Here is a 21119-nt window from a genome sequence, read left to right as displayed (position 1 = left end):
TTGTTGCAACGTGCCATGGCCTGACAGATTGGAGTCTTAGCCTTGTTTGTACGACGAAGGTCTTGGGGTGAGCACACCGGCCCTCCACAGTCTTCCGCCATGCACCAAGGCTAACAACCCAAACCCCACAGGCCATGGTACGTTGCAACAAATGTGGGAGCGGGCTTGTCCCGCGATGCGCCGCGCGGGCGGCGCTCGATTTGCGCAACGCCACAAGGCCCCAAGCGCACACCTCATACGGGCGCCACAAGGCCCCAACCGCACGGCGCTCGATCTCAAGGGCGCCACAAGGCCCCAAGCGCACCGCGCCACAATTACCAACTCCGCGTATACTCCCCACCTTCTTCAAATCAGGCTGATTCGCGGAGCGTCCTGCATGTCCGGCAATACCTACGGCAAGCTGTTCACTGTCACCACCGCTGGCGAAAGCCATGGCCCGGCGTTGGTCGCCATTGTCGATGGGTGCCCTCCAGGCCTCGAGATCTCGCTGGCCGACCTGCAGCTCGACCTCGACCGGCGCAAGCCCGGCACCAGCCGGCACACCACACAGCGCCAGGAAGCGGATGAGGTGGAAATTCTCTCCGGGGTGTTCGAAGGCCGCACCACAGGCTGCCCGATCGGCCTGCTGATCCGCAACACCGACCAGAAATCCAAGGACTACTCGGCGATCAAGGACATCTTCCGTCCAGCCCACGCCGACTACACCTACCACCACAAGTACGGCACCCGGGACTACCGTGGCGGCGGCCGCAGCTCGGCGCGCGAGACCGCCATGCGCGTGGCCGCTGGCGCCATCGCCAAGAAGTTCCTGGCTACGCAGGGCATCGTGGTGCGCGGCTACATGAGCCAGCTGGGCCCGATCGAGATCCCGTTCAAGACGTGGGACTCGGTCGAGGAAAACGCCTTCTTCAGCCCCGACCCAGGCAAGGTGCCGGAGCTGGAGGCCTACATGGACCAGCTGCGCCGTGACCAGGATTCGGTCGGTGCGAAGATCACCGTGGTCGCCGAAGGCGTGATGCCTGGCCTGGGCGAGCCGATCTTCGATCGCCTGGACGCCGAACTGGCCCATGCCCTGATGAGTATCAACGCCGTCAAGGGCGTCGAGATCGGTGCGGGCTTTGCCAGCGTCGCCCAGCGCGGCACCGAGCACCGCGACGAGCTGACCCCCGAGGGCTTCGCCAGCAACAACGCCGGCGGCATCCTGGGCGGGATTTCGTCCGGCCAGCCCATCGTTGCCCACCTGGCGCTGAAGCCGACCTCCAGCATCACCGTGCCGGGTCGTTCGATCGATGTCGATGGCAATCCGGTCGACGTCATCACCAAGGGCCGGCACGATCCGTGCGTAGGCATTCGCGCCACGCCGATCGCCGAGGCGATGATGGCCATCGTGCTGATGGACCACCTGCTGCGCCATCGCGCGCAAAACGCTGATGTGCGGGTCGCAACGCCCGTGCTGGGCCAGCTTTGACACTCTACATGGGCATCCCGGCCACGGCTTTCTGAGCCGTGGCGCCGATTCCCTACTGGCGTCTGTCCAGCTTCTACCTTTTCTATTTCGCTCTGCTCGGCGCCACGGCGCCGTTCCTGGCGCTGTACTTCGACCATCTCGGATTTTCACCAGCGCGCATTGGCGAGCTGGTGGCCATTCCCATGCTCATGCGCTGCGTCGCGCCAAACCTGTGGGGCTGGCTCGGCGACCGCAGTGGTCAGCGCCTGCTGATCGTGCGGGTCGGCGCACTGGCGACGCTGGCTACCTTTTCGCTGATCTTCGTTGGCAAGAGCTATGCCTGGCTGGCGCTGGTGATGGCCTTGCATGCGTTCTTCTGGCACGCGGTGCTGCCCCAGTTCGAGGTCATCACCCTTGCGCACCTGCACGGGCAGACCTCGCGCTACAGCCAGGTGCGCCTGTGGGGCTCGATCGGCTTCATCCTTACCGTGGTCGGTCTGGGGCGGCTGTTCGAATGGCTGAGCCTGGATATCTACCCGGTGGCGCTGGTGGTGATCATGGCGGGGATTGTCGTCGCCAGCCTCTGGGTGCCCAACGCGCACCCGCCTGAGCAGGCCGAGCGGGGCGACCGGGGTGGTTTCCTGAAGCAGCTGGCGATGCCCGGCGTGGCCGCGTTCTACGCGTGCGTGGCGCTGATGCAGCTCAGCCACGGGCCGTACTACACCTTCCTGACCCTGCACCTGGAACAACTGGGCTATGCCCGCGGCACCATTGGGATGCTGTGGGCGCTGGGCGTGGTCGCCGAAGTACTGGTGTTCCTGGTCATGAGCCGGGTGTTTGCGCGGGTCTCGATCCGCCGCGTGCTTCTGGCGAGCTTCCTGTTGGCGGCGCTGCGCTGGATACTGCTTGGCAGTTTTGCCGAGCTGCCTGCCGTACTGTTGTTCGCGCAGATCCTTCACGCCGCCACCTTCGGCAGCTTCCACGCCGCCGCCATTGCCTTCGTGCAATCGAGCTTCGGCGCTCGCCAGCAAGGGCAGGGGCAGGCGCTGTACGCGGCGCTTGCGGGCACCGGTGGTGCCCTGGGCGCGTTGTACTCGGGCTACAGCTGGAAGCTGCTGGGGCCCAACTTCACCTTTGGTATGGCCAGCGTCGCGGCGCTGCTCGCAGCCGTTATCATTGCTTCCCGCATGAAAGAACCCAGGAACCCCTGATGAGCATCCTCAGCGTTTATCCCCACTCCAGTCCCGACGTGCCGAACAAGGTACTGACCCATCACGACGACATTGCCAGCACCTTGGCCGAGCACGGCGTGCGCTTCGAGCGGCGGCAGGCCAGCGTATTCGAGGGGGATGCGGTCGCGGCGCATCGTGAGCAGGTCGACAGCCTGATGACTGGGCAGGGGTACGTGAACCACACGGTGCTCAGTCACGAAGACGAATATCAGGGGCTGGGGGAAGAGTTTGCCCTGGAGGTCGAGGAACTGTGCTGGTTCGTGGCCGGGCGCGGGCAGGTGAACCTGCACATTGAAGATTATGTGTATTCGATAGTGTGCGAAAAGCACGATCTGGTGGTCATACCTTCAGGTACGCGGCGCTGGGTGGATCTGGGAGAGCATCCGCGGTGTGTCGCGATACGGATGTTTGGTGCCGAGGCGTTGATGGGTTATACCGGCGACGGTATTGCGGAGCGGTTTGCGGGATTGGATGATTAGGCCAGCCTGAAGCAATGCCCGAACCTCTGCGGGAGCGGGTTTGTCCTGTGGGAGCGGGCTTGTCCCGCGATCGACCGCGAAGCGGTCGTAAAACCCAAGCATGCGATCAATCTGATCTACCGCGAGCTCAGATTCTGCGACCGCTTCGCGGTCGATCGCGGGACAAGCCCGCTCCCACAGGATGGGGACAAGCCCGCTCCCACAGGTACTGGACAAGCCCGTCCTTGCAGGTGGCAATCAGCGATACGTCGGCAGCGCAAACCGTTGCTGGCTCTGCAACATCGAAATCGTTGGCAGCTCGCTGGCCTGCTCGGCCAGGTCGCGGCGGATGGCGCTGATGGCCCAGGACAGCTGTTCGGCGCTGTGCATCTGCGAGTAGGACAGCACACGGCGGGTCACTTTACCGTCAGCCCCACGCAGGGACAGCAGGATGCCGCCGTCAGGACGCGGTTGGGTAGCAACTTGGTAAGCAGCGAATACCGACGAGAATTTTTCCTGAATGAGGTCCATGACAGCTCCTGACAAGTTGGTTTGCAGACATGCAAGGATGTTTGCAGTGACCGTGCCAGCTTTTGCGAGCTGAAAAAAACCTTATAAAACAGTAACTTACCTTAACTTTGAGAATGCTGCCCCGTGCATTGTGCATGGTCGTGCATTTTGCACAGTGCATTTTGCATGGTGATGCCGGATGTCGATAGCCACGCTCTGTCAGGCCCATTGATTCTGAACCTTTGACCCCAGCACGTGCCTGACAAAGACTTGGGCTCACCCATCTGCCAGGAGGTTCCGAATGTCCGACCAACGTCAACCCGCCACCATGACCGACGATGAAGCTGCTGCCTTCGCCGAGGAAGTCTTCGACCGCGCCCGGCGAGGTGATGCGCAGATGCTCGAGCGTCTGTTGGCCAGCGGCCTCGCGCCCAACCTGCGCAACCATAAGGGCGATACCCTGCTGATGCTCGCCAGCTACCACGGTCACCACGACGCTGTGCGCGTGTTGCTCGCCCATGGCGCCGATCCGTTGATCGCCAACGACAACAACCAGCTGCCGATCGCCGGCGCGGCGTTCAAGGGCGACCTCGAGATGATCCGCCTGCTGGTGGAAAACGGTGTCGAGGTCGATGCGGCCGCCGGTGACGGGCGCACGGCGTTGATGCTCGCAGCGATGTTCAACCGCCTGGAGATTCTGGACTACCTGCTGGCCCAGGGTGCCAATGCCGGACACCGCGACGCACGCGGCGCGTCGGCGCTGGATGCGGCCAGGACCATGGGTGCCACCGACGCCGCCCACAAACTGGAGTCGCTGGCCTAACCCGACCGGGGCTTTTGCGGCTATCCTTGGCGCCTTTTCAACGCCGCAGGGCCCCCTCATGACTACCCCTTTGCTCGAACTCATCAGCCTCATCGGCGCCGGCTGCATGCGCCCGGAAGACATCGAGCGCATTGCAGATGAGGCCGCCCAGGCCTACGCCGACCCTGCCGCTTTCCTCGCCGCCAATCCCGATATCAACTACGACGAGAGCTTCCCCATCCCGCTGGGCGAGTGGATTGTGGTCGGCAGCCTGCCGGACACCGTGCTGTTCCAGGCTGACAGCTACCAGGACCTGTTCGCGCAGATCAAGGGCTCGTTCGACAAGAGCATTCCCTTCACCCTCAACCCCAAGCAACTGGCCAAGACCGATCCGCTGACCGGGCTCAACCGTATCCAGGTGCAGATGAGCGCCTTGAACAAGGAGGCGGGCGGGTATGTGCTGGTCAACTTCAGCCAGTTGCTCGATGACGAGCTGCAGGTGGTGATGGTCGGCCAGGACGACCTGGCACGGGTGCTGGAGCTGTGCGCCGAAGTCGGGATTGCCGCAGCGCCTTCACTCGAGGCACTACGGGTCGCCGTGCACGTCTAGCCCCTTCGCGTTCAGCCCAGGGCAGTGTCGAGGAACATCATGACCGCGAAGCCACCCATCAGGCCGATGGTGGCGGAGGTCTGGTGACCGTTGCGGTGAGTTTCGGGAATCACCTCGTGTGACACCACAAAGATCATCGCCCCTGCGGCCAAGCCCATGCTGATCGGGTAGGCGAGGGCAAAGCCGGCGGAGATGCCCAGGCCGATCACTGCGCCCAGGGGCTCCATCAGGCCGGAGCCGATAGCCACCAGTGCCGCCCTCATGTTCGACAGGCCCGTGGCGCGCAAGGCCAGGGCGACCGCGAGGCCTTCGGGAATGTCCTGGATGGCGATGGCGCTGGTCAGCGGCAGGCCAATGCTCATGTCGCCATTGGTGAAGCTCACGCCGATGGCCATGCCCTCGGGCAGGTTGTGCAGGGTAATCGCCAGCACGAACAGCCAGACCCGATTGATCCGCGCCGCATTCGGCCCCAGTGGCCCGGTGCTCTCATGCTCGTGCGGGGTCACGCGCTCGAGGCCCAGCATCAGCAGCACGCCGAGTCCCATCCCGATCACCACCGTCAGGGCGGCGGCCGGGCCATTGCCCGTCACTTCCCGCGCGGCATCGAGCCCCGGCAAGATGAGCGAGAACGAACTGGCGGCAAGCATCATCCCCGCCGCGAAACCCAGCATCACATCCTGGCTGCGCGCACTGACATCGCGCATCACTACCGCCAGCACGGCGCCCAGGGCTGTAGCGCCAAAGCCCGACAGCCCGCCGAGCACGGCCAGGTGCAGATTCTGCGAGTGATCACCCTTGAACGCGTTCCACATGCTGGCGATCAGCAGCACGACAATCGCCAGCAGGCTCAGGCCCAGGCCCGCGGTAACCCACGGAGTGCTGCGGGCGTGCTCGCGCCACATACTCCAGAAACTGGAAGGAGCGACGCTGCTATGGACATGGGCTGGGGGCATGCGAACCTCGTTCGTATCTGATAGATGCAGTTTAAGCATCGACTGCGCCAGGCTGCCAAGGATTCCCTCTATCGGATCGATAGCGCGCTATGCTGAGCAACAGACGTACTCGATGGAGGCGGCGGCATGGGTTCCACATTCAATGGCGTGGTAGGCCTGATCATCCTTGCTCTGGATATCTGGGCGATTCTCAATGTGGTCAAGAGCAGCGTGAGCATGGGGGCAAAGATCCTGTGGATCCTGCTCATCTTGCTGCTCCCGGTACTGGGGTTGATCATCTGGGCGATCGCCGGGCCGCGGGGCATGGTGCGGCCCTGATTCGGGCTTCCTCGACACAATTTTCACACCTTGTTACGGACAATCCGCGCCGCGCAATGCTGCGTTAGCCCAATTGACGTGCCAAGACACGCCGGTTCAGGCACATTACGCCCCTCTCGAAAATCGAATTCCAGGAACAACCATTCATGGCCAACACGGATGCCTTGAAGCAACGGGGCGTGCCGCGCCCGTTCTCGCCGACGCTCAAATCTCACCTGGCCTACACGCTGCTGTGCGCCCTGGTGATCATGATCATGCTCAGCCTGGTTCGCCTGGGCCTGCTGATGTACAACAGCGACATGATCGGCGATACACCCTACGCCACCGTTGCCGAGGGCTTCCTCAACGGCCTGCGCTTCGACCTGCGCGTTGTGGTCTACCTGAGCATCCCGCTGCTGCTGGCGACGTTGTCACCCTGGGCAATGGCCAGGCGCGGCTTCTTCCGCCTGTGGCTGACCCTCACCGCCAGCCTGGTGATGTTCCTCGGCCTGGTCGAGATGGACTTCTACCGTGAGTTCCACCAGCGCCTCAACGGGCTGGTCTTCCAGTACATCAAGGAAGACCCGAAGACCGTCATGAGCATGCTCTGGTACGGCTTCCCGGTGGTGCGCTACCTGCTGGCCTGGGTCTTGGGCACCTGGCTGCTGAGCCTGCTGTTCAAGGGTATCGACCGCCTGACCCGTGGTGACAACGCCCCCGTGGCCCCGTGGTACAACCGCCTGGCCGTCTTCATGGTCATCCTGCTGGTGGCCGTGGTCGCGGCCCGTGGCACCCTGCGCCAGGGCCCGCCGATGCGCTGGGGCGACGCCTTCACCACCGACTCGAACTTCGTCAACCAGCTGGGCCTGAACGGCACCCTGACGCTGATCGATGCCGCCAAGAGCCGCTTCGGCGAAGACCGCGCCAATGTCTGGAAGTCGACCCTGGACACCCAGGTCGCCCAGCAAAGCGTGCGTGACCTGCTGCTGACCCCCGACGACCGCCTGGTCGATGCCGACAGCGCCGCTGTCCGCCGCGACTTCACGCCGCCCGCCGACCGCACCCTGCCGATCAAGAACGTGGTGGTGATCCTCATGGAGAGCTTCGCCGGTCACTCGGTCGGGGCCCTGGGGAGCCAGAACAACATCACGCCGTACTTCGACAAGCTGGCCAAGGAGGGGCTGCTGTTCGACCGCTTCTTCTCCAACGGCACCCATACCCACCAGGGCATGTTCGCCACCATGGCGTGCTTCCCCAACCTGCCGGGCTTCGAGTACCTGATGCAGACGCCGGAGGGCGGCCACAAGCTGTCCGGCCTGCCGGCGCTGCTCAGTGCCCGTGACTATGACGACGTGTATGTCTACAACGGTGATTTTGCCTGGGACAACCAGTCCGGTTTCTTCGGCAACCAGGGCATGACCACCTTCATCGGCCGTAACGACTTCGTCAATCCGGTGTTCTCCGATCCGACCTGGGGCGTGTCCGACCAGGACATGTTCGACCGCGCCGCCCAGGAGCTGTCCGCCAACTACGGCAAGAAACCGTTCTACGCGCTGCTGCAGACGCTCTCCAACCACACTCCGTACGCACTGCCCAAGGACTTGCCGGTCGAACCGGTGACCGGCCAGGGCCGCCTGGATGAACACCTGACCGCCATGCGCTACTCGGACTGGGCGCTGGGGCAGTTCTTCGAGAAGGCGCGCAAGGAGCCGTACTTCAACGAGACCCTGTTCGTCATCGTCGGCGACCACGGCTTTGGCAACCACCAGCAGGTCACCGAACTCGACCTCGGCCGCTTCAACGTGCCGCTGCTGCTGATCGCCCCAGGGATCCAGGGCAAGTTCGGCGGGGTCGACCATACCGTTGGCACCCAGGTCGATATCGTCCCGACCATCATGGGCCGCCTGGGCGGTGAGACCCGTCACCAGTGCTGGGGCCGCGACTTGCTCAACCTGCCGGCTGGCGATGAAGGCGTTGGCATGATCAAGCCTTCGGGCAGCGAGCAGATCGTCGGCCTGGTGCAGGGTGACCGCATCCTGATCGAGTCCAAGGACATGACCCCGCGGATGTATCGCTACCAGCTGGGCCGCGAGTTCAAGGCCGAACTGATCGAAAGCCCGGACCAGCCCGAGATGCTGAAGAAGCTCGAGGCCTACATCCAGACGGCGACCAAGAGCCTGCTGGACAACACCGCTGGTGTGGTCCACGGCATGCCTGAGTAAGCTTGCTGGCCCAGAGAAGGCCCGCCGGGTAACCGGCGGGCCTTTTTTTGTCCGCCTGTGCAGGCGCGCTGAACATTCACATGGGCCGGGGGTCAAGCTTAAAACCAGCTGCATTCACCTGATGTTCTTTGATTGAGGGCTATTCAATGAAAGAGTGGGAAGTCATCTTCGCCAACCAGAAAGGCGAGCCGACCTCGTTAATGATTTCCTCGGAGCAGCAACCCAGTGAGGAGGAGGCCGCACGGGCCATCCGCTCGCAGCTGTTTCCGCTGCTGGTTGAACTGGACCTGAACGACTTCCAGGATCGAGCCCATTCCCCGACAGCACGCTGGCTCAAGGAGCAGAACGGCGTGTCCATCAGCTCTATCTCGCCGCGACCTTGAATATGCACGTGCTGGCGCAGGGTGCGGGCTGACGCTAGTCTCCACCCTGCGCGGGTCATTTCAGCAGGCCGCGCTTTTTCCATCGCGTCTCGCATCAGCTCGACTGTCTGGCCCTTTCAACCGTGCCAGGCAGGTGCCCAGTGCACCACAAGTCTATCCATCGTATTGCCGGAGGACGAAGCATGAGCAGCCAGAACGACGACATCAGCAGCAATGTTCTTCGCCAGATGAAAGCTGGCGGGTTTGATTTCAGCCGCATCCATCCGATCGAGTTCTATGCCGTGTTCCCGGACGAGGACCGGGCGCGCCGAGCCGCGGGCAAGTTCCGCGGCGAATCGCTCAAGGCCCAGGTCTGGGAACTTGACGATGGCGGGTGGCACCTTGAGTTGAGCAAGCTGATGTTCGCTACCTATGGCGGCATTGGAGAGTTCGAGCAGGACTTCGAGTCGGTGATCGGGCCGCTGGGTGGAGAGGTAGAAGGGTGGGGGGTGAAGCAGGAAAGGCCGGTGGCTTGAGCCTGTATCGGTGGTGACCCTGTTCGCTGCGGTTCGGCGCTCTGACAAGCCAGCGAACAGGGCCACCACCGTCCTCAAGGCCGCCGCCCCACCATATGCCCCAGATAGGCAATCAACGCATCCAGCTCCGCATCACTCAGCACATCCTCCCCAAACCCCGGCATCCTCGCCTGTGGCCACCGCCGCAGGCTCTGCGGGTCCCGGATAAACCCACGCAGATACCCCGGCTGGAAATACTCGGTCGGGTTGTGCGGCACATTCAGGTCCGGCCCGAACTGGGCATCCCCCGCACCATTGAGCCGGTGGCACGCCAGGCAGTTCTGCTGGAACAGCGCAAATCCCTGGCGAATCGGATCATCCTTCGCCAACCCAGGTGCCGGCAGCAGCGCAGGGAAGCGCTCCGCCACCGCCGCCAGCCGACGAATGCTCGCCACCTGGAACGGCCACTGCTCCGGCCGTATGCCGCTGGCCTGTGGATCGGTCCAGACCAGGTAGAAAGGCCCGGCACTCGGCTTGCCTTTGCCCAATGCGGGCCAGGGGTGGGCGGGGTCTTCGATGGCCAGCCAGGCGCGGGCAGGGCCCGTCTGCAGCAACGGGGCAGCCGGCATCTCGGCGGCAAAGCCGTCCAGCGCCACGGCCTGCAGGTGCTCGCTGTCGCTTACGCCTTCGAGCAGCGCCGACAGGGGCACGGCGCGATAGTGCATCGGCCGCTTGTAAGTGACGTCGTGCACAACGCTGATGTCCTGGGCCTGCGGGTGCACGAGTAAAGCCTCGGTCTGCCACTGGCGAGTGGTATCGCCGAGATCGAGCATCAACTGCGCCGCCAGGGCAGGCGCGCAGGCAAACATCAGCAGCAGGGCAAGGCAGCGGCGCATGGGCAATCTCCAACCATCAGGGCCGGCAGATTACCTGTGTGCGGCGCGGCAACGCCACAAGCGCGTCAGCCAAATAGCCGCGTCAAGTTCGGCAGGATGAGCAGCAATGTAGTGGCGAACAGAATGAGTCCGGCCTGGCGAAATTTTGGTTGTCTGAACATGGCAAACCGCCTATTTGTTGTTATTCCTGAATGCCTGATAGCTTCCTTGTCGGAGCGGGTCGATAGCAGTCTGCGCCCCCTGACGCCCATGACTGCTTGCCTCATCTGTGGATATAAACCACTCGGCCGGCCGACGTTACCCATCCTTGAGAACCATTTGTTATATACGTCATCGATACTGTTGTTTTCAGCTATGAGCATGGACCGCCTTGGCTGGGTATCCCCTGACTAGAGAGCCGCAGCCGTTGCTCCTGCCAAACTGCTGCAAGGCCACCGTTCGTCAGTGCATCCTACTTGCTTGTAACGCGCATTCGCGGCAGGCTTCGCACGGTCATCCCGTCAATGTCGTTCAGGACTATCCCTATGTCGTTACGCATTTGCATCCTGGAAACCGATGTCCTGCGACCCGAGCTGGTCGAGCAGTACCAGGGCTACGGAAGGATGTTCGAGCAGCTTTTTTCGCGTCAGCCGATCGCCGCAGAGTTCCGCGTCTACAACGTGATGAACGGCGAGTACCCCGAGGCGCACGAAGTCTTCGATGCCTATCTAGTGACTGGCAGCAAGGCGGATTCGTTCGGTTCGGATCCCTGGATCGAAACCCTGAAGACGTATTTGCTCGAGCGCTACGCGCGCGGCGACAAACTGCTGGGCGTGTGCTTCGGCCACCAGCTGCTGGCTCTGCTGCTGGGCGGCAAGGCCGAGCGCGCCACCCAGGGCTGGGGCGTAGGCATCCATCGCTATCAGCTGGCGGCCCATGCGCCCTGGATGGACCCGCAGGTAGCCGAGCTGACGATGCTCATCAGCCACCAGGACCAGGTCACCTCGCTGCCTGAAGAAGCCACCGTGATCGCCTCCAGTGATTTCTGCCCGTTCGCGGCGTACCACATCCGCGATCAGGTGCTGTGCTTCCAGGGCCATCCGGAGTTCGTGCACGACTATTCGCGGGCGCTGCTTGACGCACGGCAGCAGCATCTGGGCGATGAGGTGTACCAGCGGGCGTTGGCAAGCCTGTCCGAGAGTCACCAGGGTGACCTGGTAGGCGAGTGGATGTTGCGGTTCGTAGGGCACCCGGGGAAGGGCCTATAACCACCCCGAACGCTTGAAACTCGCGAACAGCGCGGTGCACCCGGTAGCAATCAAGCCCAGCACCGCGAAATACCCGTAGTGCCAGGTCAGCTCCGGCATGTTCTCGAAGTTCATCCCGTAGATCCCGGCCACCGCCGTGGGAAACGCCAGGATCGCCGCCCATGCGGCAAACTTGCGCTGCAGGATGCTCTGGCGTGAAGACTCCAGCAGCATGCCGATCTCGATGGTCTGGCTGGCGATATCGCGGATGCTCGACAGGTCTTCCATCTGACGCGTGACATGAATCTGCACGTCCCGAAAGTACGGGCGCATGTTCTTGTCGATGAACGGGAAGCTCAGGCGCTGCAATTCTTCACTGATCTCGACCATCGGCGCCACGTGCCGGCGCAGGCGCAGGATGTCGCGGCGCAAGCTGTGCAGGCGCTGTATGTCCTCTTCCCTGAGCGAGGCACTGAGCACGCTCTGTTCCAGTTCCTCGATCTCGCCGTGGATGGCTTCGCTGACGGGCTGGTAGTTCTCGGTGACAAAGTCGAGCAGGGCGTACAGCACGAAATCCTCGCCATGCTCGAGCAGCAGCGGGCGTGCCTCGCAGCGTTGGCGCACAAGGGCGTAGGATTTGGAGTGGCCATTGCGGCAGGTGATCACATAGCCGTTGCCGGCAAAGATGTGGGTCTCGATGAACTCCAGGCGGCCGTCCTGGCGCACCGGTGAGTAGGTGACGATGAACAGCGCATCGCCAAAGGTCTCGAGCTTGGGCCGGCTGTGTTTTTCGAGCGCGTCCTCGATTGCCAGTTCGTGCAGGTTGAACTGGCGCTGCAGCGTGGCCAGTTCCTCGGCATTGGGTTCCTCAAGGCCGATCCAGACGAAGTGCCCAGGCTTGCGGGCCCATTCGCTGCCCTCGTCGATGCTGATGTTGGTGACTTTTCTGCCGGCGCTGTACACCGCCGCTGCGACGACTCGACCCATGGGCTGGTACTTCCTCGGTTGATCCCGTCTACAGCTTGGTCGGTGTCGCGCCAGAGAGCAACCGTCTAGCCCAGTGCCTGCTGGTCCAGCTCGATCGCGTTCCCCAGGCTTTCCAGCAGCGCCTTGCGCACCTTGAGCTTGGTGTTCTTGTGCGCCAGCATGTTGATCTTCTTCAGCTCGCGGGCTGCGGACAGCGCGGCCTCCTGCAGTTGCTCGGCGGGCACCACCTTGTCGAGAAAGCCCGCGTCCACCGCGCCATGCGGATCGAAGACTTCCGCGTTGATCACCGAACGGTGGAAGGCCGAGCGGCGCAGGCGGTCGCGGGCAAGCTCGATGCCGGCATGGTGCATGGTCATGCCGATCTGGACTTCGTTGAGGCAGATCTTGTAGGGGCCCTCGACGCCGATACGGTAGTCGGCCGACAGCAGCAGGAAGGCACCCTTGGCGACCGCGTTGCCCGGGCAGGCGATCACGATGGGGAAGGGGTGCGACAGCATCCTGCGGGCCAGGGTAGAGCCGGCGGTAACCAGCGCGACCGCTTCCTTGGGTCCTGAAGTCATCACCTTCAGGTCATAGCCGCCGGACAGGATGCCCGGCTGGCCGGTGATGATCACCACGGCGCGCTCTTGCACGGCGCGGTCCAGTGCGGCATTGAACGCGGTGATGACCTCGGGCGAGATGGCGTTGACCTTGCCATTGTTCAGGGTCAGGGTGGCGATGCCGTCTTCGGCGTGGTAGGTGATGAGCTCGCTCATGACAGGGTCCTTTGAGTGGCGTGCTTGGGAGGGCGTGGGCCGACGTTACTGAGCCATTGGCGCCAGGTAAAGCATGAAGCAGAAGCGCTTGATAGATTGGCAGCATTGCCACGTTGGCTTAAGCGCATGAAAATTCTGAAAAAAAGCTTTGCCATCCGAGATGCTTTCGACTACATTAGCGCGCCTCGACAGGCTGAATAGCTTGAAGAGAAACGGTGAAGTGTCCGAGTGGCTGAAGGAGCACGCCTGGAAAGTGTGTATACAGGAAACTGTATCAAGGGTTCGAATCCCTTCTTCACCGCCATATTCGAAAGCCCCCGTACCGAAAGGTGCGGGGGCTTTTTTGTTGTCCGAGTTTTTTTCATCATCCTGCTGTACCGTTGGTGTGGTGTGGTGTGGTGTGGTCTTGTCTTGTCTTGTGGGAGCGCGCCTTGTGCCGCGATCGGGCCCGCAGGGGCCGTAAGACCTGTATCCGCAGTGCGCCTGACGAAACAAGATTGCAGGGTTTACGGCCCCTGCGGGCCCGATCGCGGCACAAGGCACGCTCCCACACTGATTGCGGCACAAGGCGCGTTCCTACACCGGTCGCGGTGTACCTGGATCTTCATAAGCCAGATCGTTCCCGGACGCACAAATCAGAAACTCACCTGCGCCGACACTCGCGCGGTTCTGGGCGCGCCCTGGAACAGGTAGTTATCCCCCAGGTACTCTCCCACATCCCGCCAATAACGCTTGTCCGTCACGTTGTCCACCGTCAGCCTGAGCACCGTGTCATACCCGGCGATCCGTGTGCTATAGCGGCTGCCGACATCAAAGACGGTATACCCACCCGCCTGCACGCTGCCAGCCTGGTCGGCATACTTGCTGGCGCTGTAGCGCGCACCCGCAAGCAGCGCCAGCCCGGGGACCGGCAACTGATAATCGGCCTGCACGGCCGCACGCAGATTCGGCACGTTGAGCGCCTGATGGCCTTCGTAGGCTTCGGAACCGCTGCCCTTGACCCGCGCGCGAATGGCCGCGGCGCTGGCATGGACTTGCAGGCGCGAGGTGATACGGCCGCTGGCACCCAGCTCCAGTCCGGTGTTCTTCTGCTGCCCCTGCTGCACGTAGGTGAACGTGCCGTCACCGTCCGGCCGCGCATACTGGTACGCCTGGCGGATCTGGAACAGCGCTGCATTGAGGCTCAGGCCCTGCCAGTCACGCTTGATGCCCAGCTCCAGCTGGCGCGACAGGGTCGGGGCGAGGATCTCGGCGGCATTGCTGGCAAACCAGGGTGCCGTTCCGCCCGCCGACAGGCCTTTGCTGTAGCTGGCATACACGGTCGTGTCCGGTCGCGGCTTGTAGATCAGCGCTGCATTGGGCAGCAGCTGGTAGTCGCGGGTGTGGCGGCCGGCAGCCCCGGTTTCATCCCAGGTCTTCTCGTCCAGGCGCACTCCGCGGGCGCCGATCACGGTCTGCCATTGGTCGTTGAAGGTGATGCGATCGCTGATGAACAGGCCGTACTGGCGGCTGTCCAGCCGGCGGGTGCTGGCGCCCACGGGCAGCTCGGACGGGTCGGCGGCGGGCGCGTCGGCGCCGATGTTGCCGCTGCCCACCAGCTGGTTGTAGTAGGGCCGTTGATCAATCGTGCGGCGCTGGGCGCTGGCACCTACGGTGAGGTCATGACCGAGCCCGAAGGCGTCGAAGCGGCCAGTGAGCGTGGCTTGGGTTTCATCGGTGCGGCGAGTGTCGTCCGGGCTGCGGTAGTCATAGATGTCATAGTCGCCCTCGGGGCTGAAATGCGACACCCAGCCATCCTCGCTGCCCCAGGCAAAAGAGCTGTAGTCGTCGATCACCACCTTGCTGCGCGAGGCGCTCAAGGTGCCGGTCCAGGCATCGGTGAAGCGGTACTCGAAGCGCCCGCCAAGGTTGAGCGAGTCGATCTTCACAGGCTTCGCCCACGGCTGATAGGCCAGCCGGTGCTCGGGGTTGACACCATGGGGCAGGGCGCTGCCGCCCAGCAGCTGGTAGCCGGGCACCGAACGCTGCTCGCGCTGCTGATACTCGGCGTCGAGTTGCAGCGTGGCGTCTGGGTTGATCTGCCAGTCGAAGGCCAGCGAGGCGAAGTCGCGCTTGCCGTCGGCGTGGTCGACATAGGAGCGGATGTCTTCATGGGCCAGGTTGGCGCGCAGGCCGAACTGGCGCTCGCCGCCAAACCAGCCGCCCAGGTCGGTGGCGATATAGCGCTCGCCCTGCTCATTGCTCGACACGGTGACGCTGCGCACATCCTCCGGACGCTTGGTCACGTAGTTGACCATCCCGCCGGGTTCGGCCACGCCGCTTTGCAGGCCGGACAAACCCTTGAGCAGCTCCACCTGCTGCTTGTTCTCCAGCGCCACGTTCTGCTCGCCCGCGATCGTCTGGCCATTGATCTTGTAGCTGTTGGCCGCGCTCAGCTCGAAGCCGCGCACGTTGACGTTCTCGTAGTAACCGATCGGCGCATAGCTGTCGCCCACCGACGCGTCGCTTTGCAGCACTTCGCTTAGCTTGCGCACCTGGCGATCCTGCAACAGCTGGCCGCTGAAGACGCTGACCGAGGCCGGCGTGTCGAGCAACGGGGCGGGCTGCAGACCCGTCACACTGGCCTGGCGAACCTGGTAGCCCTCATCGCCATACACCTCCGACACCTGCAGCGGATCAAGGGTGATGCTGTCCTCGGCAAGGCTCGCGGCGCTGGGCAAGGCCAGGCTCAGGCTGAGCAGGCTCAACGGCAGGCGGGGGCGGGACAGGGTCATGCGAAGGCTCCTTGACGGCCGGGCAGGGCAAAGGGGCGGCATGTTAACAGGCGAGCGGGTGCCGCCGCCGTTGTTTGCTCTGCTGTAGAGGACAAACGAACGGCGGGGGCGAGAATTTCAGTTGGCGGGGGGAGGCAGCTGGCGCCTGCGCCAGGTGTTGTCGATTTTCGACCAGGTCTTGCCGTCAGTGACCGCCAGCAGCTTGCGACCATCGTGGAAGGTCGCCAGGAAGGTGACTTCTTCTTCCTTGCCGCCTAGCAAGAGGCCGGCCAGCAGCCCTACGGGACCCGCGACCAGCGCCCCGGCGACACCCCAGCCCAGAGCGGTGCCGATGCTGCGGCTCGACTCCTGGTTGGCCATCTTGAGATCGCTGATGCGAGCCAATGAGATGCGCTCCCCGGGCGAGGGGCTGCGCGTGGTCTTGAGGGTCAGTGCTCCATTGCGATATTCCGCTTCGCCTTGCAAGAAATCGCCGGATTGAACCGTGAGTCTTGTCATCGTTCCGTCCTGTCAGTGTGCCCAGTGACAGCGCCTAATGAGCAACGGCGGGGCGGGCAAGTCAACCGCGAGGCGACGGAGGGTGGTGGGGGGAGGTGGCGGCGTGGCGCTTCGCGGGGTGTGCGGTTTGGGGGTTGTGATGCTCGTGCGAGGTGTGCGCTTGGGGCCTTGTGGCGTTGCGCAAATCGAGCGCCGCCCGCGCGGCGCATCGCGGGACAAGCCCGCTCCCACATTTGTTGCAACGTGCCATGGCCTGACAGATTGGAGTCTTAGCCTTGTTTGTACGACGAAGGTCTTGGGGTGAGCACACCGGCCCTCCACAGTCTTCCGCCATGCACCAAGGCTAACAACCCAAACCCCACAGGCCATGGTACGTTGCAACAAATGTGGGAGCGGGCTTGTCCCGCGATGCGCCGCGCGGGCGGCGCTCGATTTGCGCAACGCCACAAGGCCCCAAGCGCACACCTCACACGGGCACCACAACCCCCAAGCGCACGGCGCTCGATCTCAAGGCCGCTGAAAGCCCCAAGACATGCACCTCGATGCAGCCAAAATTCACACCGCCCTGCGAGCCCCCAATCGACCACTCTGCCGCCCCAGCGCTATCCCCCACACCCCCAGCGCGACCGCGCCAATTACCAGCCCTGCCACGACTATGCCCATCCAGCCATACCGCTGGAACAACTGCGTCCCCAGCAACGACCCGATCGCGCCACCAATGAAATAACAGGTGATATACCCCGCATTGAGCCGTGTGCGTGCCTCGGGCTTCAAGGCGATCACGGCGTTCTGGTTGCTGACATGCACCAGCTGCACCGCCAGGTCGAGCAGCAGTACGCCGACCAGCAGCGCCAACAGGGAGTGCTGGGCGAAGCCCAGTGGCACCCAGGAGAGCAGCAGTATCACCAGGCCCACGGTGGTGCCAAGCGAGCCCTTGCCGCGGTCGGCCAGGCGCCCGGCCCAGTTGGCCGACAGGGCTCCGGCGGCACCCGCGAGGCCGAACAGGCCGATCACCGCATCCGAATACTGGTAGGGCTCACGGGCCAGCAGAAATGCCAGCGGTGTCCAGAACAGCGCGAACAGGCAAAACGACAACAACCCCAGCAACGAACGCAGGCGCAGTACCGGCTCGTCGACAAACAGGCGGAACACCGAAGCGATCAGGGCCGGGTACTTGAGCCCGGCGTTCTGGTGGTGTTCGGGCAGGTTGCGGTACAGGGCGATGGCGCAGATGGCCATCAGGCCGGCCGCCAGCAGGTAGATACTGCGCCAGCCGCCCAGTTCGGTCATGAAGCCCGCTGCAGTGCGCGCCAGCAGGATGCCCAGCAGCAACCCGCTCATCAGCGTGCCCACGGTGCGGCCCCGCTGCTCCGGAGCGCTGAGCGCGGCGGCCATTGGCACCAGTATCTGCGCCACCACCGAGAACAATCCGGTGAGGACCGTGCCCAGGATCAGCCAAGGCAGGCTGGGCGAAAACGCGCTGATCAACAGGCCCAGCGTCGAGATCACGATCATGCTGACGATCAGCCGCCGCTGCTCGAACATGTCACCGAGCGGCGCCAGCAACAGCAGGCCGGCGCCGTAGCTCAACTGCGCGGCGATGACGATGCTGCCGGCGCTGGCAGTGCTCAAGCCGAAATATTCGGCGATGCTGTGCAGCAAGGGTTGGGCGTAGTAGTTGCTGGCCACGGCCAGGCCGGTGGCGGTCGCCATCAGCAGGATCAGGGCGCGGCTCAGTGGCTGATGCGTCATGGACAGTCTCGTTGCGGTAAAGGATAAAAGGTCATTCGGCTGCAATCACAAGCTGCACTTGGGTGACGCCCGCCAGCACCAGGCTGATCTCGTCGTCCACCCGCTTGCCGAGCAGCGCCTGGCCCAATGGGGCGCGAGGCGTGATCACGGTGACCAGGTCACTGCCTTCGCCGATTTTCAGCCCCGCAGCCTCAGGCCCCAGGAACAGCAGGCGCTGGCGTCCTTGCTCGTCTTCCAGGGTGACCAGGTTACTGATCTGGATGCCTCGCGCCGGATCGTAGCTGCGGGGCGCCAGTTGCTGGTAGGCGAGCAGCGCCTGGCGGATCTCGGCGGCGCGGCGGGCCTGGCCGGTGGCTAGGTAGGAGGCTTCGAGCCCGAGGGTGTCGTACTTGTTCTCGGCGATGTTTTCCTGCGCCGTGGCAGCTTCATACGCCGTCTGGGCGGCACGCTGGAGCAGGAGCATGTCGTGCTCCAGGGCCTGGACGATTCGGTGCAGCAGGTCGGCCTTGTTCATGGTCGGTAGCAATGTTCCATGACGTTGGCCTGGCTCTTCTCGCTGGGCGCGGTGCGGTCTTGTTGCAGCCAGAACTGGCACGTGGGGTTGTTCAGGTTGCGCGGCCTGCCCTGGGTTGTATCCCTGGCCTGCTGCTGTTCCTGCTGCTGCAGGATGGCCTTGTAGCGTTCGAACATCTGCGCCTGGGCATCGGGGGCAGGCGCCGGTGCGCTCAAGGCGGGCACGACGGCCTGGGCCACCGGCCGAACCTGCTCCGGCCACAGGTGCCATGCCAGCCACAGGCTCAGGGCGATGGCCACGGCGCCGAGCCACAGGCCAAGGGCTACGCAGACAATCAGCTGGGCAGGCTTGAGGTCGATCTTCAGTGAGCGTTGATGGGGCATGGCGGGCCTCCTGGCAGGGCAGGAGGGCATTGTCGCACGGCCTGCGCGGATTTTTTCGGCCGCGGCGCTTTCGTCCCTGAGAATTTATCCGCAGAATCGGCGGTTTTTCCGCCCGGCGAGGACTCGGCATGAAAACCACCTGGGACATCTTCTGCTCGGTCGTCGACAACTATGGCGATATCGGCGTGACCTGGCGCCTGGCCCGGCAACTGGTGGCCGAGCACGGCGTGGCCGTGCGCCTGTGGGTGGATGACCTCGCGCCGTTCGTGCGCCTGTGCCCCCAGGCTGATGCCGGGGCCGATCAACAGTGGCAGCAGGGCGTGGAAATACGCCGGTGGCCCGGCACCTGGACGGCGTGCGCCCCGGCGGATGTGGTGATCGGCGCCTTCGCCTGCCAGTTGCCTGCCGAATACATCGCGGCCATGCGCGCACGCCCGGCGCCGCCGCTGTGGCTGAACCTGGAGTATCTCAGCGCCGAGGACTGGGTCGAAGGATGCCACGGGTTGCCGTCGCCGCAGCCCAATGGCCTGCGCAAGGTGTTTTTCTTTCCGGGGTTCACCGGGAAAACCGGCGGGCTGCTGCGTGAGGCGTCATTGCTGGCGCGCCGCGAGGCGTTTGAAAACGATCCGCAGGCGCGCGCGGTGTTCCTGCAAGGCCTTGGCGTGAATCCGCGGCCCGGTGCGCGGCTGGTCTCGCTGTTCGCCTACGAGAACCCGCAACTGGGCAACTGGCTCGACGCGCTGGCGGCCGATGACCAGCCGAGCCATGTGCTGGTGCCCGAGGGGCGGATCCTGGGTGATGTCTGTGCCTGGCTGGGCGAGCCGCGACTGGCGGTCGGCGATGTGCGCCAGCGTGGGGCGCTGACCCTGCAGATACTGCCGTTCGTGAGCCAGGACGACTATGACCGCTTGCTCTGGTGCTGCGACTTCAATGCCGTGCGTGGCGAGGATTCCTTCGTGCGCGCACAGTGGGCCGCCAGGCCGATGCTGTGGCATATCTACATCCAGGAAGACAACGCCCACTGGGAAAAACTCGACGCATTCCTGTCGCATTATCGACACGGGTTGTCAGACTCGGCCGAGGCGGCACTGGTCGAACTCTGGCGTGCCTGGAACATGGACCGCGACATGGGGCAGGCCTGGCGCGATGCGCTGGCGCATTGGGACGAGCTGCAGAGGCATGCCCGCCAATGGTGCGCGCAGCAGGCCACTCAGCCGGACCTTGCCATGGCGCTAGTACACTTTTACCGAAATTGGATATGATACGCGGCCTCGATTTTTATAAATCCATCCCGATTCGGATACTTCGCAATGAAAACTGGTAAAGAACTCAAACCCGGTACCGTCCTGCGGATCGACAACGACCCGTGGCTGGTTCAGAAAGCTGAATTCACCAAGTCGGGCCGTAACAGCGCGATCATGAAGACCAAGCTGAAGAACCTGCTGACCGGCTACAAGACCGAAACCGTCTACGGTGCGGACGACAAGATGGACGACGTGATCCTGGATCGCAAAGAAGCGACCCTGTCGTTCATCAGCGGTGACACGTACACCTTCATGGACACCACCGACTACACCATGTACGAGCTGAACGCCGAAGACATCGAGGCCGTTCTGCCGTACATCGAAGAAGGCATGACCGACGTCTGCGAAGCCGTGTTCTTCGAAGAGCGCCTGGTTTCGGTCGAACTGCCGACCACCATCAGCCGTAAAGTCGTCTACACCGAGAACTCCGCTCGTGGCGACACTTCGGGCAAGGTCATGAAGCCAGCCAAGCTGAGCAACGGTACCGAGATCCAGGTTGCCGACTTCATCGAAATCGACGAGATGATCGACATCGACACTCGCGATGGCACCTTCAAGGGCCGTTCCAAGAAGTAAGACTTCCTGGTAGACGCGAAAAACCCGGCCTAGGCCGGGTTTTTTT

At 63.5% G+C, this 21119-nt stretch carries 22 protein-coding genes and 1 tRNA gene; 13 read left to right on the top strand and 10 right to left on the bottom strand.

The genetic code is table 11. The features are described from left to right. Positions 1 to 376 precede the first annotated feature (376 nt). Genes aroC through AC0ZZU_RS23290 form a run of 3 tightly spaced genes read left to right on the top strand, consistent with a single transcriptional unit; the run spans position 377 to position 3158 of the window. A complete protein-coding gene (aroC, locus tag AC0ZZU_RS23300) occupies positions 377 to 1468 on the top strand; it encodes a chorismate synthase (protein ID WP_476343691.1) in 1092 nt (363 codons plus the stop codon). Positions 1469 to 1506: 38 nt separating this feature from the next. Beyond that, a complete protein-coding gene (locus AC0ZZU_RS23295) occupies positions 1507 to 2658 on the top strand; it encodes an MFS transporter (protein ID WP_476343689.1) in 1152 nt (383 codons plus the stop codon). Beyond that, on the top strand, positions 2658 to 3158 hold the full coding sequence (locus AC0ZZU_RS23290; protein ID WP_476343687.1) for a cupin domain-containing protein: 501 nt from the start codon (positions 2658 to 2660) through the stop codon (positions 3156 to 3158). The genes AC0ZZU_RS23295 and AC0ZZU_RS23290 overlap by 1 nt, the downstream gene beginning before the upstream one ends. Positions 3159 to 3395: 237 nt before the next feature. On the opposite strand, the gene AC0ZZU_RS23285 is transcribed toward AC0ZZU_RS23290, so the two are convergent. Further along, on the bottom strand, positions 3396 to 3668 hold the full coding sequence (locus tag AC0ZZU_RS23285; RefSeq protein WP_158458882.1) for a DUF3509 domain-containing protein: 273 nt from the start codon (positions 3666 to 3668) through the stop codon (positions 3396 to 3398). 280 nt (positions 3669 to 3948) lie between these two features. Here AC0ZZU_RS23285 and AC0ZZU_RS23280 point away from each other — a divergent pair, with 280 nt between their 5' ends. Together AC0ZZU_RS23280 and AC0ZZU_RS23275 are read left to right on the top strand one after the other, a co-directional pair. Next, the gene (locus tag AC0ZZU_RS23280; protein ID WP_476343685.1) at positions 3949 to 4470 is read left to right on the top strand and encodes an ankyrin repeat domain-containing protein; all 522 of its coding nucleotides are present in this window, start codon (positions 3949 to 3951) and stop codon (positions 4468 to 4470) included. A gap of 58 nt (positions 4471 to 4528) precedes the next feature. Further along, a complete protein-coding gene (locus tag AC0ZZU_RS23275; RefSeq protein ID WP_476343683.1) occupies positions 4529 to 5059 on the top strand; it encodes a hypothetical protein in 531 nt (176 codons plus the stop codon). An 11-nt stretch (positions 5060 to 5070) separates the two neighbouring features. Here AC0ZZU_RS23275 and AC0ZZU_RS23270 read toward each other — a convergent pair whose 3' ends face one another. Further along, on the bottom strand, positions 5071 to 6012 hold the full coding sequence (locus tag AC0ZZU_RS23270; RefSeq protein WP_476343681.1) for a ZIP family metal transporter: 942 nt from the start codon (positions 6010 to 6012) through the stop codon (positions 5071 to 5073). 126 nt (positions 6013 to 6138) lie between these two features. Here AC0ZZU_RS23270 and AC0ZZU_RS23265 point away from each other — a divergent pair, with 126 nt between their 5' ends. The 4 genes from AC0ZZU_RS23265 to AC0ZZU_RS23250 all read left to right on the top strand — a co-directional run bounded on the left by AC0ZZU_RS23265 (position 6139) and on the right by AC0ZZU_RS23250 (position 9429). Further along, positions 6139 to 6330, top strand: coding sequence for a PLDc N-terminal domain-containing protein (locus AC0ZZU_RS23265; protein ID WP_158458886.1), 192 nt, complete (start codon positions 6139 to 6141; stop codon positions 6328 to 6330). 146 nt (positions 6331 to 6476) lie between these two features. Then, positions 6477 to 8531, top strand: coding sequence for an LTA synthase family protein (locus AC0ZZU_RS23260; protein WP_476343678.1), 2055 nt, complete (start codon positions 6477 to 6479; stop codon positions 8529 to 8531). Between the two features lie 146 nt (positions 8532 to 8677). After that, positions 8678 to 8914 (top strand): hypothetical protein, encoded by a 237-nt coding sequence (locus tag AC0ZZU_RS23255; protein ID WP_158458888.1) that lies wholly within the window; start codon positions 8678 to 8680, stop codon positions 8912 to 8914. Between the two features lie 182 nt (positions 8915 to 9096). Further along, the gene (locus AC0ZZU_RS23250; RefSeq protein ID WP_158458889.1) at positions 9097 to 9429 is read left to right on the top strand and encodes a ribonuclease E inhibitor RraB; all 333 of its coding nucleotides are present in this window, start codon (positions 9097 to 9099) and stop codon (positions 9427 to 9429) included. 74 nt (positions 9430 to 9503) lie between these two features. On the opposite strand, the gene AC0ZZU_RS23245 is transcribed toward AC0ZZU_RS23250, so the two are convergent. Further along, a complete protein-coding gene (locus AC0ZZU_RS23245) occupies positions 9504 to 10304 on the bottom strand; it encodes a c-type cytochrome (RefSeq protein ID WP_476343676.1) in 801 nt (266 codons plus the stop codon). 524 nt (positions 10305 to 10828) lie between these two features. Between AC0ZZU_RS23245 and AC0ZZU_RS23240 the strand changes: the two genes are divergently transcribed. After that, entirely contained in the window at positions 10829 to 11551 is a 723-nt protein-coding gene (locus AC0ZZU_RS23240) for an amidotransferase (protein ID WP_476343674.1), read from the top strand. On the opposite strand, the gene AC0ZZU_RS23235 is transcribed toward AC0ZZU_RS23240, so the two are convergent. Beyond that, positions 11546 to 12517, bottom strand: a complete 972-nt coding sequence (locus AC0ZZU_RS23235) for a magnesium and cobalt transport protein CorA (RefSeq protein WP_476343672.1) — start codon at positions 12515 to 12517, stop codon at positions 11546 to 11548. The genes AC0ZZU_RS23240 and AC0ZZU_RS23235 overlap by 6 nt on opposite strands. A gap of 65 nt (positions 12518 to 12582) precedes the next feature. Continuing rightward, entirely contained in the window at positions 12583 to 13272 is a 690-nt protein-coding gene (locus tag AC0ZZU_RS23230) for a crotonase/enoyl-CoA hydratase family protein (RefSeq protein WP_476343670.1), read from the bottom strand. Between the two features lie 214 nt (positions 13273 to 13486). On the opposite strand from AC0ZZU_RS23230, the gene AC0ZZU_RS23225 reads away from it, so the two are divergent. After that, a tRNA-Ser gene (locus AC0ZZU_RS23225) sits at positions 13487 to 13576 on the top strand. A gap of 331 nt (positions 13577 to 13907) precedes the next feature. Here AC0ZZU_RS23225 and AC0ZZU_RS23220 read toward each other — a convergent pair. The 5 genes from AC0ZZU_RS23220 to AC0ZZU_RS23200 form a co-directional block, all read right to left on the bottom strand. Then, positions 13908 to 16046, bottom strand: coding sequence for a TonB-dependent siderophore receptor (locus tag AC0ZZU_RS23220; protein ID WP_476343668.1), 2139 nt, complete (start codon positions 16044 to 16046; stop codon positions 13908 to 13910). A gap of 117 nt (positions 16047 to 16163) precedes the next feature. Further along, positions 16164 to 16544, bottom strand: a complete 381-nt coding sequence (locus AC0ZZU_RS23215) for a hypothetical protein (protein ID WP_476343666.1) — start codon at positions 16542 to 16544, stop codon at positions 16164 to 16166. 555 nt (positions 16545 to 17099) lie between these two features. Beyond that, on the bottom strand, positions 17100 to 18296 hold the full coding sequence (locus tag AC0ZZU_RS23210; protein ID WP_476343664.1) for an MFS transporter: 1197 nt from the start codon (positions 18294 to 18296) through the stop codon (positions 17100 to 17102). A 31-nt stretch (positions 18297 to 18327) separates the two neighbouring features. Beyond that, complete coding sequence (locus AC0ZZU_RS23205) at positions 18328 to 18810, bottom strand: GreA/GreB family elongation factor (RefSeq protein ID WP_476343662.1); 483 nt, start codon at positions 18808 to 18810, stop codon at positions 18328 to 18330. Further along, positions 18807 to 19193: a hypothetical protein gene (locus AC0ZZU_RS23200; RefSeq protein ID WP_476343660.1), complete on the bottom strand. Its 387-nt coding sequence runs from the start codon at positions 19191 to 19193 to the stop codon at positions 18807 to 18809. Before AC0ZZU_RS23200 ends, AC0ZZU_RS23205 begins: the two co-directional genes overlap by 4 nt. Before the next feature lie 128 nt (positions 19194 to 19321). On the opposite strand from AC0ZZU_RS23200, the gene earP reads away from it, so the two are divergent. After that, complete coding sequence (gene earP / locus AC0ZZU_RS23195; protein WP_476343658.1) at positions 19322 to 20455, top strand: elongation factor P maturation arginine rhamnosyltransferase EarP; 1134 nt, start codon at positions 19322 to 19324, stop codon at positions 20453 to 20455. 48 nt (positions 20456 to 20503) lie between these two features. Next, positions 20504 to 21073 (top strand): elongation factor P, encoded by a 570-nt coding sequence (efp, locus tag AC0ZZU_RS23190; protein WP_476343656.1) that lies wholly within the window; start codon positions 20504 to 20506, stop codon positions 21071 to 21073. Positions 21074 to 21119 lie beyond the last annotated feature (46 nt).

This window comes from Pseudomonas sp. JE3303, from assembly GCF_056312565.1.
Note: the sequence above shows the minus strand (reverse complement) of the source record. Positions and strands in the feature narration are given on the sequence as shown.

Excerpts from the sequence above, each read along its gene's own strand:
- aroC (WP_476343691.1), top strand. The coding sequence starts at position 377 with ATGTCCGGCAATACCTACGGCAAGCTGTTCACTGTCACCACCGCTGGC.
- AC0ZZU_RS23290 (WP_476343687.1), top strand. The coding sequence starts at position 2,658 with ATGAGCATCCTCAGCGTTTATCCCCACTCCAGTCCCGACGTGCCGAAC.
- AC0ZZU_RS23285 (WP_158458882.1), bottom strand. The coding sequence starts at position 3,668 with ATGGACCTCATTCAGGAAAAATTCTCGTCGGTATTCGCTGCTTACCAA.
- AC0ZZU_RS23280 (WP_476343685.1), top strand. The coding sequence starts at position 3,949 with ATGTCCGACCAACGTCAACCCGCCACCATGACCGACGATGAAGCTGCT.
- AC0ZZU_RS23275 (WP_476343683.1), top strand. The coding sequence starts at position 4,529 with ATGACTACCCCTTTGCTCGAACTCATCAGCCTCATCGGCGCCGGCTGC.
- AC0ZZU_RS23270 (WP_476343681.1), bottom strand. The coding sequence starts at position 6,012 with ATGCCCCCAGCCCATGTCCATAGCAGCGTCGCTCCTTCCAGTTTCTGG.
- AC0ZZU_RS23265 (WP_158458886.1), top strand. The coding sequence starts at position 6,139 with ATGGGTTCCACATTCAATGGCGTGGTAGGCCTGATCATCCTTGCTCTG.
- AC0ZZU_RS23260 (WP_476343678.1), top strand. The coding sequence starts at position 6,477 with ATGGCCAACACGGATGCCTTGAAGCAACGGGGCGTGCCGCGCCCGTTC.
- AC0ZZU_RS23255 (WP_158458888.1), top strand. The coding sequence starts at position 8,678 with ATGAAAGAGTGGGAAGTCATCTTCGCCAACCAGAAAGGCGAGCCGACC.
- AC0ZZU_RS23250 (WP_158458889.1), top strand. The coding sequence starts at position 9,097 with ATGAGCAGCCAGAACGACGACATCAGCAGCAATGTTCTTCGCCAGATG.
- AC0ZZU_RS23245 (WP_476343676.1), bottom strand. The coding sequence starts at position 10,304 with ATGCGCCGCTGCCTTGCCCTGCTGCTGATGTTTGCCTGCGCGCCTGCC.
- AC0ZZU_RS23240 (WP_476343674.1), top strand. The coding sequence starts at position 10,829 with ATGTCGTTACGCATTTGCATCCTGGAAACCGATGTCCTGCGACCCGAG.
- AC0ZZU_RS23235 (WP_476343672.1), bottom strand. The coding sequence starts at position 12,517 with ATGGGTCGAGTCGTCGCAGCGGCGGTGTACAGCGCCGGCAGAAAAGTC.
- AC0ZZU_RS23230 (WP_476343670.1), bottom strand. The coding sequence starts at position 13,272 with ATGAGCGAGCTCATCACCTACCACGCCGAAGACGGCATCGCCACCCTG.
- AC0ZZU_RS23220 (WP_476343668.1), bottom strand. The coding sequence starts at position 16,046 with ATGACCCTGTCCCGCCCCCGCCTGCCGTTGAGCCTGCTCAGCCTGAGC.
- AC0ZZU_RS23215 (WP_476343666.1), bottom strand. The coding sequence starts at position 16,544 with ATGACAAGACTCACGGTTCAATCCGGCGATTTCTTGCAAGGCGAAGCG.
- AC0ZZU_RS23210 (WP_476343664.1), bottom strand. The coding sequence starts at position 18,296 with ATGACGCATCAGCCACTGAGCCGCGCCCTGATCCTGCTGATGGCGACC.
- AC0ZZU_RS23205 (WP_476343662.1), bottom strand. The coding sequence starts at position 18,810 with ATGAACAAGGCCGACCTGCTGCACCGAATCGTCCAGGCCCTGGAGCAC.
- AC0ZZU_RS23200 (WP_476343660.1), bottom strand. The coding sequence starts at position 19,193 with ATGCCCCATCAACGCTCACTGAAGATCGACCTCAAGCCTGCCCAGCTG.
- earP (WP_476343658.1), top strand. The coding sequence starts at position 19,322 with ATGAAAACCACCTGGGACATCTTCTGCTCGGTCGTCGACAACTATGGC.
- efp (WP_476343656.1), top strand. The coding sequence starts at position 20,504 with ATGAAAACTGGTAAAGAACTCAAACCCGGTACCGTCCTGCGGATCGAC.